Origin of the sequence: Ornithinimicrobium murale, from assembly GCF_003352835.1 — a bacterium.
Lineage (GTDB): Bacteria > Actinomycetota > Actinomycetes > Actinomycetales > Dermatophilaceae > Ornithinicoccus > Ornithinicoccus muralis.
In genome coordinates, this window is record NZ_QLVD01000021.1 from 1 (window position 1) to 15369 (window position 15369).

Sequence of the window (15369 nt, forward strand, 5' to 3'; positions counted from 1 at the left end):
CACGCCGTTCTCCTGACCACTGGCTTCTGTTCCTTGACAGCTCAGAAACCTATGCAGGGAACGGCGTGCGCCCTACCCAGGCACCCTCAGAACACCCACAGGTGAGTCAGAAGAGCCCTTTTTTTGGGATGTCAGGAACTGAGGCCGAGGGCGTGGCGCATCGCGGCCAGCTTGACCTCGGTCTCGGCGAGCTCGGCCTCGGGGTCGGAGGCGGACACGATGCCGCCGCCGGCGAACAACCGCATCGAGCCGGCGTCGTCGGCCAGCTGCCCGCAACGCAGGGCGATGCCCCAGTCGCCGTCACCGGTGGCGTCGAGCCAGCCGACCGGTCCGGCATAGCGGCCCCGGTCCATCCCCTCGAGCTGGGAGATCAGGCGCGCGGCGTCCGCCGAGGGCGTGCCGCAGACGGCAGCGGAGGGGTGCAGTGCGGCGGCCAGGTCGAGCGAGGTGGCGTCGTCAGCAGCCTGCCCGCTGAGGTCGGTGGCCAGGTGATAGACATCCGGCAGCTCCAGCACGAACGGCTGCTCGGGCACCTCCAGGCTCTCGCAGTGCGGGGCCAGCTTCTCCGCCACGGACCGCACGGCGAAGGCGTGCTCCTCGAGCTCCTTGGCGTCCGAGACCAGGTGCAGCCGCGGGTCCGGGGTGTGCTGGTCCTCCAGCTCGGGGTGCGCCTCGGTCACCGACGGGGCGGGGCTGCGGTCGCGGCGCACGGTGCCGGCCAGAACCCGCGAACGGACCCGGCCGTCCTGGAGTCGCACCAGCATCTCGGGCGTCGCCCCGATCAACCCGTCGACGGCGAAGGTCCAGGTGGCGGCATAGCGCGCCGTCAGCCGGCGCAGGAGCGTCACGGTGTCGATCGGTCGGTCGGCCACCGCCAGGACATCCCGGGCCAGCACGACCTTGTCGACCTCACCGGCCTCGATGTGCCCGATGGCCGCCCGGATGACAGCCGGCCAGTCCTCGCCCGCGACGGCTCCCGGCTCCAGTCGTATGCCGTCAGCCGGGTCCCCCTGGCCCCTGGCCCCCGGCGTGGGCCGGTGGTGCTGGGGAGTGGCCGAGGTGAGCAGGCCGCCGTCGTCGTCGAGCGCCTCGATGCTGGTCACCCAGGCCCGGCCGTCGCGCTGCCCGGCTACCACCCGCGGCACGACCAGCCCCCCGAGGTCGGCGGAGTCGGGGGAGAAGGCGAAGGCGCCGAAGGCCACCAGACCGGTGCCGGGCAGACCGACCTCGTCCTCGACCTCGGTCGAGGCCACCAGGTCCCGCCACCACCGGGCGGCGGCGGTGAAGCGCTCCGGGCCGCTCGGCACACCGGCCTCTGCGGTGCTGGACGCGGCGCGTCCCCAGCCGATCAGGCCGTCGCCCTCGCGCACCCAGCTGACCACGGTCGCCGGGTCGGCGTCCGAGGGCAGCAGGTCGAACAGGTCGGGCTGGGGTGGCGCCGCGAGCGTGCGGACGCGCAGGCGGGGGAGGACGGGGACGGTCACGGCAGGTCAGCCTATGCGGTGCCGAGGTGGGAGGATGAGCCGCATGAGTCGCGCGAGTCTGGACAAGGCCCCTCACGAGGTCGCGGAGATGTTCGACGGGGTGGCCGGTCGCTACGACCTGACCAACGATGTGCTGTCGCTGGGGCAGGACCGGCTGTGGCGCCGTGCGGTGGTCCGCGCGATCGATGCCCGGCCCGGCGAGCGGATCCTCGACATCGCCGCGGGCACGGGCACCAGCAGCGAGCCGTTCGCGGACCAGGGCATCGACGTGGTGCCCGCCGACTTCTCCCTCGGGATGCTCCGCAAGGGCAACCGGCGCCGGCCGGACCTGCCGTTCACCGCGGCCGATGCCCTGGCCCTGCCCTTCGCCGACGGCTCCTTCGACGTGGTCACGATGAGCTTCGGCCTGCGCAACGTCGCCGACACCGGGCAGGCGCTGGAGGAGTTCCACCGGGTCACCAGGCCGGGCGGTCGGCTCGTGATCTGTGAGTTCAGCACCCCGACGCTGGCGCCGTTCCGGACCGTCTACCAGGAGTACCTGATGCGTGCGCTTCCCGCCGTCGCCAAGCGGGTCAGCAGCAACCCGGACTCCTATGTCTATCTCGCCGAGAGCATCCAGGTCTGGCCCGACCAGCCCGCCCTGGCCCGGCAGATCCGTGCCGCCGGATGGGGTGGCGTGCGCTGGCGCAACCTCTCCGGAGGCATCGTCGCGGTGCACCACGCGGTGCGGTGACCGAGAGCTGACGAGGAGGGCTGATGGGCGCCGACCTCACCGAGGTCACCGACTTCCTGACGGCCCGTGCGCCCTTCCGGGAGCTTCCCGGCCGGCTGCTTCGGTCGCTCGTCCGGCACAGCGAGCTGCGGTATGTGCGACGGGGCACGCGGATCCTGTCCGTGGGGGAGCCGGGCGGCTCGATGTTCGTCCTGCGCTCGGGGGCCGTGGACATCACCGACCCGGAGGGCGGACTGGTCGAGCGCAGCGACCCGGGGACCTGCTTCGGGATGTCCACGCTGGTGGAGCGCGCACCCTCGCGCTTTGACTTCACCGCGATCGAGGACAGCCTGCTGCTCGTGGTCCCGGGGGCGACCTTCCACGCCACCTGCGAGCAGGACCAGGCCTTTGCCACCTTCTTCACCTCGGCCCACACCGCTCGGCTGCGGCGCGCCGTCTCGTTGCTGCACACCACCGACCGCGGCGGCGCCGTGCTCCGCACCCGGATGGGCGACCTGGTGCGTCGCGACCCGATCAGCGTCGCGCCCGGAGCCTCCATCCGCGCGGTCGCCCAGCTGATGGCCGCCCAGCACGTCTCCTCGGTCCTGGTGCAGGAGGACGGGCGCCTGGTCGGCATCGTGACCGACCGTGACCTGCGCACCCGGGTGCTCGCCGCCGGCCTCGACCCGGCGGGCACCGTGCGGGAGGTGATGACCCCCGACCCGGCGACCACCCGGACCGACGCCCTCGCCTTCGAGGGCCTGATGGAGATGATCGACCGCCGGATCCATCACCTGCCCGTGCTGGACCGAGCCGGCGGACTGCGGGGCATGGTGACCGGCACGGACCTGATGCGGCTGGAGCACAACAACCCGGTCTATCTGGTGGCCGACCTCGAGGCGGCACGGGACGTCGCGACACTGGCCACACTGGCGACCCGCATCCCGGTCATCGTGGACCAACTGGTGGCCGAGGACGCGACGGCGCAGGACATCGGCCGCGTCGTCACCTCCCTCGGTGACGCCATCGAGCGGCGGCTGCTCCTGCTGACCGAGGCCGACCTCGGGCCGCCACCGGTGCCCTACTGCTGGGTGGTCCTCGGCTCCCAGGCCCGCCACGAGCAGGGGCTGGCCAGCGACCAGGACAACGCACTGGTCATCGGCGACGAGATGACCAAGGAGCACGAGCACTACTTCGCACAGTTGGCGCTCCAGGTGTCGGCTGGACTGGCCGAGTGCGGCTACCCGCCCTGCCCGGGCGAGGTGATGGCGACCAACCCGCGCTGGCGCGTGCCGGTGGCGACCTGGCGGGCACACTTCAGCCGCTGGGTGGACACCCCGGAGCCGCAGGCCGTGCTCAACGGGTCGATCTTCTTCGACATGCGGCCGCTGCACGGCGCCGTCGACCTGGTCGAGGGCCTGCGCACCGACGTCCTGGCCCGGACCCGAGGGGCAGATCTCTTCCTGGCCTATCTGGCCCGCCACGCCGTCGCCCGCCGCCCGCCGATCGGCTTCTTCCGCGGTCTGGTGCTCGAGCGGGAGGGACGGCACCGGGACCGCCTCGACCTCAAGGCCGGAGGGGTGGCGGCCGTGGTCGAGCTGGCTCGGGTGCATGCCCTGCTGAGCGGGTCGCCCGAGGTCAACTCCCACGCCCGTCTCGATGCCGCGGCCCGGGCCGGGTCGATCTCCGCGGACCTCGCGGCCGAGCTGACGGACGCGCTGGAGTTCGTGGGCTACCTGCGGCTGCGGCACCAGGGCCGGGCCGTGCGGGCCGGCCGGGAGCCGGACAACTTCGTCGACCCCGCGACACTGACCGACTTCGAGCGGCGGCACCTGCGGGACGCCTTCCGGATCGTCCGCGCCGCCCAACAGGCCCTGACGCAGCGACTGCCGCTGGAGAGCCTGTCATGAGGCTCCCCGTCGGGCGGGCGGCGTGAGGCTCCGCGTCGGGCGGGCGGCATGAGACTCCGCGTCGGGCGGGCGACATGAGGCTGTGGCGGAGGCGGGCACCGGATCGTGCCGTGCGTGAGCTCGACCTGCTCGCGGTCGATCTGGAGACCACCGGCCTGGACCCCTCGCGGCACCAGATCCTCAGCATCGGCATGATCCCCGTGCGCGGGCTCGCCATCGAGCTGGGCGGTGCCCGCCAGTTTCTGGTGCGACCGGCGGGGACGGCCGGCGTCGGCCCGAGCGCGACCGTGCACGGGATCACCGATGACGTGGCGGCCGGGGCGGCCCCGCTCGAGCAGGTGCTTCCCGAGGTGCTCGCCGCGCTCGAGGGGCGGGTGCTGCTGGCCCACCACGCGTCCATCGAGGTGGGTTTCCTGACCCGAGCGTGCAGGGACCGTGGGCTGAGCGTGCCGGACCTCACCGTCGTTGACACGGTGCGGCTGCAGCGGCGGGTGCTGCGCCGCGGCCACGTGCACAGCCAGGTGGCTGAGGACGATCTCGCTCTGGGCGCGGCACGTCGCCACCTCGGTCTGCCGCGCTACCACCCGCACGATGCCCTCACCGACGCCCTCGCGTGCGCCGAGCTCTATCTCGCCCAGGTCGCGGCGCTGGGGGAGGACCTCACCCTGCGTCAGCTGCTCCGTTGATCAGGAGCCGGCGCGGGAGCTGGCGTCGGTGTGCGTGGCGGCGGCGTAGACCCAGCTCACGGCCTCATCGACCGCGTCGTTGCGGTGCATCACCCACCGGCTCCAGCGGCCCACCAGCGCCGGTGAGAGCAGCAGGACCGCGCCGAGGCCGAGCAGGACCCCGGTGATCTGCCAGGACGTGGCCTGCTGGTCGAGCAGCGAGATCGGGACCATCACCATTCCCATCACCGCGCAGAAGCCACCGGCTCCGGTGCTGATCAGGCCGAGGCAGAACGAGCCTCCCGAGGTCGCGTCCTCGTCGACCCGCTTGTGCAGTCCCGGGAGACCGCGTTCCAGCTGACCGGGGCGGTGCACCGCCCACTCCAGGAGCGCGGCGCGGGAGGCCCTCTGGCCGCGGGCATACAGAGCCGGGGAGGCCCAGAACATCAGCAGCGAGGCCAGCACGAGGCACACCGCACTCACGCCGAGGAGGAACTGCAGGCCGGGCACGATCCCGACGACGCCGGTCACCAGGAAGCCCCAGCCGACCAGGAAGCCTGCGAGGCCGGTCCAGCGGGACAGGCGCTGCCAGCCCCGCCCGGCGGCCCTGCTCACCTCCTGGGCCGACGCGAGCTCCTCCCGCGCCGCGGTCGGCAGCGCAGGGCGCACCTCGGCATACGGCCGTCCATGGCTCCGGCGTCCCCGCCCGCCTCGCCGCCGGTGGACCCCCCGCCGAGACGCCTGCTCACGGAAGGCCGCCGCCTCCTGCAGCGCGGTGACCCGGTGCTGGGCCAGGTGCCGGGCCGCCTCCGGTCGGCCGGCTCCCGCGGGCAGGCCGCTGGAGCGCAGATAGGCCCGCACCTGGGCGCCGGAGAGGCGCCCAAGGACCAGCATCGACTGCTGGTGCGGTGTCAGGGTGTCGGCGGGCTTGGGCGCCCAGCCGCCCGAGGTCCTCGGTGTGGTCTCATCACTCATGTCCGGACCAGTCTCGGTCCGGACCGCGGGACCTGAAAAAGGGCATGGAAACGGTCCCGAATTCCGGTGCCGGCACGGGTCGGAGCGAGGTGAGGCAACCCTTAGTGACCGCCCCGATTGCTCCGTCCTAGACTGGCGCGGAAGTTCGTGAATCCCTTCACAAGCGAGGCAGCCCAGGTGTTCCAGCCCACTCCGAGTGGTCCCCCCAGCGCGCGGGCCGAGTCGGCGGATGCGTGCAGCGTCCTCGCGAAGGCACTCACGCAGATCGGACCTGCGGCATGATGACCGCTAGCACCCCTAGGATTGGGGCGCCGACCAGCCAGCGCCGAAAGGAGCGTGGGTGATGGATATCCATCCATACGTGCCGCTGTTGTTCTTCTTCGCACTCGGCCTGCTGTTTGCCGGGGGCTCGATGGGCGCCGGGGCTCTTGTCGGCCGCAAGACCTACAACCGTGCCAAGGCCGACGCCTACGAGTGCGGCATCATGCCCACGCCGCACGCCCGCGACGGCGAGCGCGTGCCGATCAAGTTCTATCTGACGGCCATGCTCTTCATCATCTTCGACGTCGAGGTGCTCTTCCTCTACCCGTTCGCCGTGGCCTTCGACCAGGTCGGGCTGTTCTCGCTGCTGGCGATGATGCTCTTCCTGGTGGTGGTCTCGGTGCCCTTCGTCTATGAGTGGAGCAGAGGTGGTCTGGAGTGGGACTGACCACCGACAGACGCGGTATGCCGAGGGTCCCGGTGCGTGGGACCGCAGACGTGAGTGCGCAGAGATTTTGTCTAGGGACGGTGTGAGACGTGGGACTTGAGGACAAGCTTCCATCGGGATTTTTGCTGACCACGGTCGAGGGCATGGTCGGGCAGATGCAGGCCCGCTCGGTGTGGCCGGCCACCTTCGGCCTGGCCTGTTGCGCGATCGAGATGATGGCCGTCGGCACGCCCGACTACGACATCGCCCGGTTCGGCATGGAGCGGTTCGCCGCGACCCCCCGGCAGGCCGACCTGATGATCGTCGCCGGCCGCGTCAGCCAGAAGATGGCTCCCGTCGTGCGCCAGGTCTATGACCAGATGCCCAACCCCAAGTGGGTGCTGTCGATGGGCGTCTGCGCCAGCTCCGGCGGCATGTTCAACAACTACGCGATCGTGCAGGGCGTCGACCACATCGTGCCGGTCGACATCTACCTGCCGGGGTGCCCTCCCCGCCCGCAGATGCTGCTGAACGCGCTGCTGTCGCTGCACGACTCGATCCGTGAGACCAAGTTCGGCGTGGACCGGGTGGAGGCGGCCCGCAAGGCCGAGGCCGCGGCGCTGTCAGCCACACCGACGCACGAGATGAAGGGCTTGCTGGCATGACCTCGCCCGACACCCCGCAGAGCCCGACGGACGACCTGCCGGTCGAGCAGACCGATGCCGCCGCCGCGCCCGGTGAGCCGGTGGTCGTCGCCCGCAAGCAGGGCATGTTCGGCTCCAGCAGTGGCGGTGACACCTCCGGCTACGGCGGCCTGCAGCGCGACATCCTGTTCCCCGGCGAGTCCGCCCGCCCCTATGGCGGCTACTTCGACGAGATCGCCGACGTCCTCGAGCAGGCGACCGGCGAGGCCTTCACCGAGGGCGTCCGGGTGGTCATCGACCGCGACGAGATGACGCTGCACGTCGAGCGCGAGCACCTGCTGACGATCGTGCGCGCACTGCGCGACGAGCCCGCGCTGCGCTTCGAGCTCTGCCTGGGCGTCAACGGCGTGCACTACCCGCAGCTGACCGGTGCCGAGCTGCACGCGGTCAACAACTTCCAGTCGATCACCCACGGTGGTCGACGCATCCGCGTCGAGGTGGCCTGCCCCGACGAGGACCCGCACGTGCCCTCCATCGTCGAGATCTACCCGGCCAACGACTGGCACGAGCGGGAGACGTGGGACATGTTCGGCATCATCTTCGACGGCCACCCGGCCCTGACCCGGATCCTCATGCCGGACGACTGGCCGGGTCACCCGCAGCGCAAGGACTACCCGCTCGGTGGCATCCCGGTCGAGTACAAGGGCGCCACGATCCCGGCGCCGGACACGCGCAGGAGCTACAGCTGATGGCGACCCAGACACACGAAGACCTCTACGGCGACGGCGAGGACCTCGGGCCAGTCTTCACCGCGAGCGGTGGCGACTGGGACCAGATCGCGGCGGACGCGGCGACCCTGGGCGAGGAGCGCATCGTCGTCAACATGGGGCCCCAGCACCCCTCGACCCACGGCGTGCTGCGGCTGATCCTCGAGCTGGACGGCGAGACGGTGCGTGAGGCGCGGACCGGCATCGGCTATCTGCACACCGGCATCGAGAAGAACATGGAGTTCCGCACCTGGACGCAGGGCACCACGTTCTGCACCCGGATGGACTACCTGATGCCGCTCTTCAACGAGGCCGCCTTCTGCTTGGCCGTGGAGAAGCTGCTCGGCATCACCGACCAGATCCCGCAGCGGGCCAATGACATCCGCGTGCTGATGATGGAGCTCAACCGGATCGGCTCGCACCTGATCTGCATGGGCACCGGCGGCATGGAGCTCGGCGCGACGACCGTGATGACGATCGGCTTCCGGGAGCGCGAGCGGATCCTGCGCTTCTTCGAGGCCGTGACCGGCCTGCGGATGAACCACGCCTACATCCGACCCGGCGGGGTGGCCCAGGATGTCCCCACCGAGGCCCTCGACGCCCTGGAGGCCGAGCTGCCGGACCTGCGCCGCGGCATACGGGACCTGGAGAACCTGCTCCTGGAGAACCCCGTCTTCAAGGGGCGCACCGTGGATGTCGGGACCCTCGACCTGACCGGCTGCATGGCCCTCGGGGTCACCGGTCCGGTGCTGCGCTCGACAGGCCTGCCGATGGACCTGCGCAAGGTCACGCCCTACTGCGGCTACGAGACCTACGACTTCAACGTGGTGACCCGGGACAGCGCCGACGCCTACGGCCGCGCGTGCATCCGCATCGAGGAGATGTGGGAGTCGCTGAAGATCGCCGAGCAGGCGATCGCCCGCCTGCGCGAGAGCGTCGGAGAGCCGGTGATGGTCGCCGACAAGAAGATCGCCTGGCCGGCCCAGCTCTCCGTCGGCGCCGACGGCCAGGGCAACAGCCTGGACCACATCCGCAACATCATGGGTGAGTCCATGGAGGCCCTCATTCACCACTTCAAGCTGGTGACCGAGGGGTTCCGCGTGCCACCCGGCCAGGCCTACGTCGGCATCGAGTCACCCAAGGGCGAGCTCGGTGTCCACGCCGTCTCCGACGGCGGGACCCGACCGTTCCGGGCCCACTTCCGGGACCCCTCGTTCCACAACCTGCAGGCGGCGTCCGTGATGGCAGAGGGCGGCCTGGTCGCCGACGTCATCGTCGCGGTCGCCTCGATCGACCCCGTGATGGGAGGCGTTGACCGATGACGGCTGACGCGCACACCGACCCGCTGCACCGCTACACCCCGCTGCAGGCGAGTGACGAGCCGTATGCCGAGGACGTCCTGGCCGGTCTGCGGGCCGACGCGGCGCAGATCATCGCCAAGTATCCGCAGAAGCGCTCTGCGCTGCTGCCGATGCTGCACCTGATCCAGTCCGTGGACGGCTATGTCACCGGGCGCGGGGTCGACCTGTGCGCCGAGATGCTGGACCTGACCCGCGCCGAGGTGTCGGGGGTCGCGACCTTCTACACGCAGTACAAGCGCCACCCCAACGGTGAGTACACCGTCGGGGTCTGCACCAACACGCTCTGCGCGATCATGGGCGGCGACCAGATCTTCGACGAGGTCAGCGAGCACCTGGGCATCGGGCACGACGAGACCACGCCCGACGGCAAGATCACCCTGGAGCGCGTCGAGTGCAACGCGGCCTGCGACTTCGCGCCGGTGGTCATGGCCAACTGGGAGTTCTTCGACAACCAGACGCCCGAGACCACCAAGAAGATGGTCGACGACCTGCGCTCCGGCGTCCCGGTCGCCCCCACCCGCGGCGCATCGCGCGTCTGCTCCTTCAAGCAGGTCTCCCGCATGCTGGCGGGCTTCGAGGACGGTCTGGCGGACGAGGGTGTCGGAGCAGGGCACGCCTCCCTCGAGGGCCTCCGACTCGCCAAGGAGCAGGGCTGGACCGCACCTGCCGCCGACGCCTCCACCGACGGCGAGGCCGAGGAGACGACGCGCGACGCCGAGCCGGAGACCGGCGAGGCACACAGCTCGGCGCGGGCGTCGGGCACGGATACGCCGTCGGGCACCGACAAGGAGAAGGACGCGTGAGCACCCAGCTGACCCCGATCCTGACCAAGTTCTGGGACCACCCCACGAGCTGGACCCTGGAGACCTACGAGGCCAACGGCGGCTATGCCGGCCTGCGCAAGGCCCTGCAGACCGACCAGTCCGACCTGGTGCAGATGGCCAAGGACTCGGGTCTGCGCGGTCGTGGTGGCGCCGGGTTCCCAACCGGGCTGAAGTGGAGCTTCCTGCCTCCGCCCGACGGTGGGCCGCGTTATCTGGTGGTCAACGCCGACGAGGCCGAGCCGGGCACCTGCAAGGACATCCCGCTGCTCCTGGCCGCCCCGCAGTTCCTGATCGAGGGCATGATCATCACGTCCTTCGCGATCGGCAGCAACCACGCCTTCATCTACCTGCGCGGTGAGGTGGCCCACGTCCACCGGCGCGTCCAGCGGGCCATCGCCGAGGCGTATGCCGCGGGGTACCTGGGCCAGGACATCCTGGGCACCGGTTTCGACCTGGACATCACGTTGCACTCCGGCGCGGGCGCCTACATCTGCGGTGAGGAGACAGCGCTGCTCGACTCCCTGGAGGGCCGGCGCGGTCAGCCGCGGCTGAAGCCGCCGTTCCCAGCGGTCGCCGGTCTCTACGCCCGGCCCACCGTGGTCAACAACGTCGAGTCCATCGCCTCGATCGCCCCCATCGCCGCCAACGGCGCGGACTGGTTCGCCGGCATGGGGACCGAGAAGTCGCAGGGCTTCGGCATCTTCAGCCTCTCCGGGCACGTCACGCGTCCGGGACAGTACGAGGCACCGCTGGGGATCACTCTGCGGGAGCTGCTGGACATGGCCGGCGGCATCCGCGCGGGACACCAGCTGAAGTTCTGGACGCCCGGTGGGTCCTCGACGCCGATCTTCACCGACCAGCACCTGGATGTGCCGCTGGACTTCGAGTCGGTGGCGGCCGAGGGGTCAATGCTCGGCACCCGTGCCCTGCAGATCTTCGACGAGACGACCTCGGTGGTGCGGGCGGTCTCGCGCTGGACCGACTTCTATGCCCATGAGTCCTGCGGCAAGTGCACTCCGTGCCGCGAGGGCACCTTCTGGCTCAAGCAGATCATGCACCGGCTGGAGGCCGGCCGCGGCAGCCAGGACGACATCGACAAGCTCGTCGACATCTGTGACAACATCCTGGGTCGCGCCTTCTGCGCCCTGGGCGACGGTGCGACCAGCCCGATCACCTCGGCGGTGCAGTACTTCCGCGAGGAGTTCGAAGCCGGGATGCACACCCCGGCCTCCGAGCTCTTCCCGCCCGAGCGTTCGGTGCTGTTCGCGAAGGAGACTCAGCCAGCATGACTGTCAACACCTCTCCCGCCTCCGGCGGCAACGCGGTGTCCACCGGCGACAATGCCGAGGTCCCGGCCGAGCCGGACGTGAAGATGGTCTCGCTCACCATCGACGGCGTGGACGTCAGCGTCCCCGAGGGCACCCTGGTGATCCGCGCCGCAGAGCAGATCGGCGTGCAGATCCCACGGTTCTGCGACCACCCGCTGCTGGATCCCGTCGGCGCCTGCCGGCAGTGCATGGTGGAGGTCGCCACCCCCGACCGCGAGGGCAACGTCAAGCCGATGCCCAAGCCGCAGACCTCCTGCACCCTCGCGGTGTCGGAGGGCATGCAGGTCAAGTCGCAGCACACCTCACCGGTCGCCGACAAGGCGCAGCACGGCCAGATGGAGTTCCTGCTGATCAACCACCCGTTGGACTGCCCGGTCTGCGACAAGGGCGGCGAGTGTCCCCTGCAGAACCAGGCGATGTCCAACGGGCGGCCGACCTCGCGCTTCGAGGACATCAAGCGGACCTACCCCAAGCCGATCAACATCTCCTCCCAGGTCCTGCTGGACCGCGAGCGCTGCGTCCTGTGCGCCCGGTGCACCCGGTTCTCCGATGAGATCGCCGGCGACCCGTTCATCGCGCTGATCGAGCGCGGCGCCCTGCAGCAGGTCGGCATCTACGAGGAGAAGCCGTTCGAGTCCTACTTCTCCGGCAACACCGTCCAGATCTGTCCGGTCGGTGCGCTCACCGGTGCTGCCTACCGGTTCCGCTCCCGCCCGTTCGACCTGGTGTCGACCAGCAGCGTCTGTGAGCACTGCGCCTCCGGTTGCACGATGCGCACCGACCACCGGCGGGGCAGCGTGCTGCGGCGGATGGCCCTGGCGGACACCGAGGTCAACGAGGAGTGGAACTGCGACAAGGGCCGCTGGGCCTTCACCTACGCGACCCAGCCGGACCGCCTGCGGGACCCGGTGGTCCGCGGCGAGGACGGGCAGTATCACGTGGCCACCTGGGACGAGGCTCTCGCGGCCGCCGCTCGTGGGCTCGCCGCGGCGCGCGCCGACGGCGGAGCAGGGGTGCTCGTGGGCGGCCGTGGGTCGGTCGAGGACAGCTACGGCTACAGCAAGTTCGCCCGCACGGTGCTCGGCACGAACGACATCGACTTCCGGGCGAGGCCGCACTCCGCCGAGGAGGCCGACTTCCTCGGCTCCCACGTGGCGCGCAGCACCTCGGTGACCTATCACGACGTCGAGTCCGCCCCGTCGGTGCTGCTGGTTGGTCTGGAGCCCGAGGACGAGAGCCCGATCCTCTTCCTGCGACTGCGCAAGGGCAACCGGAAGCACCAGAACGCCATCTACTCGGTCGCGCCGTTCGCCACGCGGGGCCTGGACAAGATGGGCGGCACCCTCGTCCCGGCAGCGCCCGGGACCGAGACCGAGATCCTGCAGGCGCTGGCCGCCGACCGTTCCGGTGAGGCCGCCGATGGCGCCGACCCCGTGACGGCTGCCGCCGCTGCCCTCACCACCGACTCGATCATCCTGGTCGGCGAGCGCCTGGCGCTCGTCCCCGGTGGGCTCTCTGGTGCCGCGGTGCTGGCCGAGGCGACCGGAGCCCGTCTCGCCTGGGTGCCCCGTCGCGCTGGTGAGCGTGGCGCCGTCGAGGTCGGCGCTCTGCCGACCCTGCTGCCCGGCGGTCGACCCGTCGACGACGAGACCGCTCGGGACGCCGTCGCGCGGGCCTGGGGCGCCGGGTTGCCGGAGCGGCCCGGCCGGGACACGCAGGGCATCCTGGCGGCGGCCGCTGCCGGTGAGCTCACGGCCCTGGTGGTCGGGGGCGTCGACCCGGACGACCTGCCGGATCCCGTGCTGGCACGGGCCGCGCTGCAGCGCGCATTCGTCGTGTCGCTGGAGTTCCGCGAGTCCGTCGTGCACGAGCACGCCGACGTCATCCTGCCCGTGGCGCCGCAGCAGGAGAAGGCCGGTGCCTACGCCAACTGGGAGGGGCGTCTGCGGCCCTTCGAGCAGGCGCTTGAGTCCAATGCCCTCAGTGACCACGCGATCCTGGATCTGGTGGCAGCCGAGATGGGTGTCCAGCTCGGGGCTCGTGACCTGCACGACCTGCGGCGGGAGATGACCGACCTCGGGTCCTGGGAGGGCACGAGCTCGGTCCAGCGGGTGGCCTCGGCGGAGCCGGCGCGCCCGTCCACCGGAGAGGCCGTCCTGGCCACCTGGCACCACCTGCTCGACCAGGGCTCACTCCAGGACGGCGAGCCGTTCCTGGCTGGCACCGCCCCGCGCTCGGTGGCCAGGATCTCTGCCGCCACTGCCGCGGCCGCCGGTGTCGCGCCCGACGGCGAGCTGTCGGTCAGCACCGACCGCGGCACCATCACGCTGCCGATCGAGATCACCGTCATGCCGGACCACGTGGTCTGGCTCCCGACGAACTCGCCCGGGTCCGCCGTTCGGGCCACCCTCGGCGCCGAGTCCGGCGCGGTCGTGCGTCTCGCGGCCGCTGCGAGAGCGGCCAGCGAGGGCTCGGGGCACCACACAGTCACAGGAGGCCAGGCATGAGTGCGCTGAGCGCGGTCGGTGAGATCGCGGCGCAGTCCCCGTCCCTGCTCGCAGCGGTCCCGCTGCCGATGGCCGACGGTCCCCGTGCCGACTTCAGTGACACCCCATGGTGGATCTCGCTCATCAAGGCAGTCGGTATCTTCGTCTACCTGCTGCTCTCGGTCCTGGTCGTCATCTGGGCCGAGCGGCGCATCATCGGCCGGATGCAGCAGCGTCCCGGACCCAACCGGTTCGGTCCCTTCGGCCTCCTGCAGACGCTCGCCGACGGCCTCAAGCTGATGATGAAGGAGGACGTCACCCCCAAGAACGCCGACAAGGCGATGTTCATCCTCGCCCCCATGATGGTGGGATCGCTCGCGTTCGTCTCCTTCGGCATCATCCCGATGGGCGGCGAGGTCAGCATGTTCGGCCACACCACGCCGTTGCAGCTCACCGACACGCCCGTCGCCACGCTGGTGGTGCTGGCCGTCGCCGGTGTCGGTGCCTACGGCTTCGTGCTGGCCGGCTGGTCCTCCGGCTCGACCTACCCGCTGCTCGGTGGGCTCCGCTCGACGGCCCAGGTCGTGTCCTACGAGATCGCGATGGGCCTGTCGCTGGTGGCGGTCTTCCTCTACGCCGGATCCATGTCGACCAGCGAGATCGTCGCCGCGCAGGACCGGTGGTGGTTCGCCTTCCCGCTGTTCTTCTCCTTCGTGGTCTACGTCATCACCATGGTGGGCGAGACCAACCGCCTGCCGTTCGACCTCGCCGAGGGTGAGGGCGAACTCGGTGGTGGCTTCCACACCGAGTACTCCTCGATGAAGTTCGGCATGTTCTTCCTCGGCGAGTACATCAACATGTTCACCGTCGCCGGGCTGGCCACCACCCTCTTCCTGGGTGGCTACAACGCTCCCTGGCCGATCGGTGCCATCAACGACGGCATGTTCAACGAGGGCTGGTGGGGCCTGATCTGGTTCACCGCCAAGATGTGGCTGTTCATCTTCTTCTATGTCTGGCTGCGTGGGTCGCTGCCGCGTGTGCGCTACGACCAGTTCATGAAGCTGGGGTGGAAGGTGCTCATCCCGCTGTCCCTGGTCTGGGTCATTGCCGTCATCCTGATGCGTGCGGCAGACCCCAGCATCGGCTACTTCGGCGAGGGCCGGCTGCCGGTCATCATCACCACCGCAGTGGTGATCCTCAGTGTGGTCGGCGGGATCACTCTGCTGATGTCGCGCCTGGAGAAGAAGGAACAGCAGACGATCGAGGACCGGCGGCCGCCGGCCGAGGTGGACCCGTTCGCCGGTGGTTTCCCGGTGCCACCGCTGCCGGGGCAGACCCTGGTCGAGCCGACGACCCGACGGCCTGCCGTGACCGCCGCCGCGCCGCTCACGGGCAGCACCGGCGAGGACTCCGCGACGAGCGCCGCGGGGGCCACGACGACCGTCGTGGCCGAGGACGACGCTCCCGATACCGCAGAGCACGACGACACCGACGGGGAGGACACCCGTGGCTGAGCGCAAGCAAC

The 15369-nt window shown here is 70.5% G+C and carries 13 protein-coding genes; 11 read left to right on the forward strand and 2 right to left on the reverse strand.

What is annotated here, in order from left to right; all coding sequences use genetic code 11:
* Positions 1–131: 131 nt before the first annotated feature.
* Positions 132–1484 carry an isochorismate synthase gene (locus DPQ65_RS09130; protein ID WP_202863066.1) on the reverse strand — a complete coding sequence of 451 codons (1353 nt, stop codon included), beginning with the start codon at positions 1482–1484 and terminating at the stop codon, positions 132–134.
* A 43-nt stretch (positions 1485–1527) separates the two neighbouring features.
* Between DPQ65_RS09130 and DPQ65_RS09135 the strand changes: the two genes are divergently transcribed.
* From DPQ65_RS09135 to DPQ65_RS09145, 3 genes are all read left to right on the forward strand, one after another.
* Positions 1528–2217, forward strand: a complete 690-nt coding sequence (locus DPQ65_RS09135; RefSeq protein ID WP_114907049.1) for a demethylmenaquinone methyltransferase — start codon at positions 1528–1530, stop codon at positions 2215–2217.
* A gap of 23 nt (positions 2218–2240) precedes the next feature.
* Complete coding sequence (locus DPQ65_RS09140) at positions 2241–4106, forward strand: DUF294 nucleotidyltransferase-like domain-containing protein (RefSeq protein WP_114907050.1); 1866 nt, start codon at positions 2241–2243, stop codon at positions 4104–4106.
* A 110-nt stretch (positions 4107–4216) separates the two neighbouring features.
* Positions 4217–4792 (forward strand): 3'-5' exonuclease, encoded by a 576-nt coding sequence (locus tag DPQ65_RS09145; RefSeq protein WP_202863067.1) that lies wholly within the window; start codon positions 4217–4219, stop codon positions 4790–4792.
* Here the strand turns inward: DPQ65_RS09145 and DPQ65_RS09150 are convergent, their stop codons facing one another.
* On the reverse strand, positions 4793–5746 hold the full coding sequence (locus DPQ65_RS09150; RefSeq protein ID WP_114907052.1) for a hypothetical protein: 954 nt from the start codon (positions 5744–5746) through the stop codon (positions 4793–4795).
* Positions 5747–6089: 343 nt separating this feature from the next.
* Between DPQ65_RS09150 and DPQ65_RS09155 the strand changes: the two genes are divergently transcribed.
* The 8 genes from DPQ65_RS09155 (at position 6090) to nuoH (ending at position 15358) form a co-directional block, all read left to right on the forward strand.
* Positions 6090–6455, forward strand: coding sequence for an NADH-quinone oxidoreductase subunit A (locus DPQ65_RS09155; RefSeq protein WP_114907053.1), 366 nt, complete (start codon positions 6090–6092; stop codon positions 6453–6455).
* An 89-nt stretch (positions 6456–6544) separates the two neighbouring features.
* Positions 6545–7099: a NuoB/complex I 20 kDa subunit family protein gene (locus tag DPQ65_RS09160; protein ID WP_114907054.1), complete on the forward strand. Its 555-nt coding sequence runs from the start codon at positions 6545–6547 to the stop codon at positions 7097–7099.
* Complete coding sequence (locus DPQ65_RS09165) at positions 7096–7827, forward strand: NADH-quinone oxidoreductase subunit C (RefSeq protein ID WP_114907055.1); 732 nt, start codon at positions 7096–7098, stop codon at positions 7825–7827. The genes DPQ65_RS09160 and DPQ65_RS09165 overlap by 4 nt, the downstream gene beginning before the upstream one ends.
* On the forward strand, positions 7827–9167 hold the full coding sequence (locus DPQ65_RS09170) for an NADH-quinone oxidoreductase subunit D (protein ID WP_114907056.1): 1341 nt from the start codon (positions 7827–7829) through the stop codon (positions 9165–9167). The genes DPQ65_RS09165 and DPQ65_RS09170 overlap by 1 nt, the downstream gene beginning before the upstream one ends.
* Positions 9164–10009: an NADH-quinone oxidoreductase subunit NuoE gene (gene nuoE / locus DPQ65_RS09175; RefSeq protein ID WP_114907057.1), complete on the forward strand. Its 846-nt coding sequence runs from the start codon at positions 9164–9166 to the stop codon at positions 10007–10009. The genes DPQ65_RS09170 and nuoE overlap by 4 nt, the downstream gene beginning before the upstream one ends.
* Positions 10006–11319 (forward strand): NADH-quinone oxidoreductase subunit NuoF, encoded by a 1314-nt coding sequence (gene nuoF / locus DPQ65_RS09180; protein WP_114907058.1) that lies wholly within the window; start codon positions 10006–10008, stop codon positions 11317–11319. Before nuoE ends, nuoF begins: the two co-directional genes overlap by 4 nt.
* Positions 11316–13865 (forward strand): NADH-quinone oxidoreductase subunit G, encoded by a 2550-nt coding sequence (locus DPQ65_RS09185; protein WP_114907059.1) that lies wholly within the window; start codon positions 11316–11318, stop codon positions 13863–13865. Before nuoF ends, DPQ65_RS09185 begins: the two co-directional genes overlap by 4 nt.
* A complete protein-coding gene (gene nuoH, locus DPQ65_RS09190) occupies positions 13862–15358 on the forward strand; it encodes an NADH-quinone oxidoreductase subunit NuoH (RefSeq protein ID WP_114907060.1) in 1497 nt (498 codons plus the stop codon). Before DPQ65_RS09185 ends, nuoH begins: the two co-directional genes overlap by 4 nt.
* The last annotated feature ends 11 nt before the right edge of the window (positions 15359–15369 follow it).

Excerpts from the sequence above, each read along its gene's own strand:
- DPQ65_RS09135 (WP_114907049.1), top strand. The coding sequence starts at position 1,528 with ATGAGTCGCGCGAGTCTGGACAAGGCCCCTCACGAGGTCGCGGAGATG.
- DPQ65_RS09140 (WP_114907050.1), top strand. The coding sequence starts at position 2,241 with ATGGGCGCCGACCTCACCGAGGTCACCGACTTCCTGACGGCCCGTGCG.
- DPQ65_RS09150 (WP_114907052.1), bottom strand. The coding sequence starts at position 5,746 with ATGAGTGATGAGACCACACCGAGGACCTCGGGCGGCTGGGCGCCCAAG.
- DPQ65_RS09155 (WP_114907053.1), top strand. The coding sequence starts at position 6,090 with ATGGATATCCATCCATACGTGCCGCTGTTGTTCTTCTTCGCACTCGGC.
- DPQ65_RS09165 (WP_114907055.1), top strand. The coding sequence starts at position 7,096 with ATGACCTCGCCCGACACCCCGCAGAGCCCGACGGACGACCTGCCGGTC.
- DPQ65_RS09170 (WP_114907056.1), top strand. The coding sequence starts at position 7,827 with ATGGCGACCCAGACACACGAAGACCTCTACGGCGACGGCGAGGACCTC.
- nuoE (WP_114907057.1), top strand. The coding sequence starts at position 9,164 with ATGACGGCTGACGCGCACACCGACCCGCTGCACCGCTACACCCCGCTG.
- DPQ65_RS09185 (WP_114907059.1), top strand. The coding sequence starts at position 11,316 with ATGACTGTCAACACCTCTCCCGCCTCCGGCGGCAACGCGGTGTCCACC.
- nuoH (WP_114907060.1), top strand. The coding sequence starts at position 13,862 with ATGAGTGCGCTGAGCGCGGTCGGTGAGATCGCGGCGCAGTCCCCGTCC.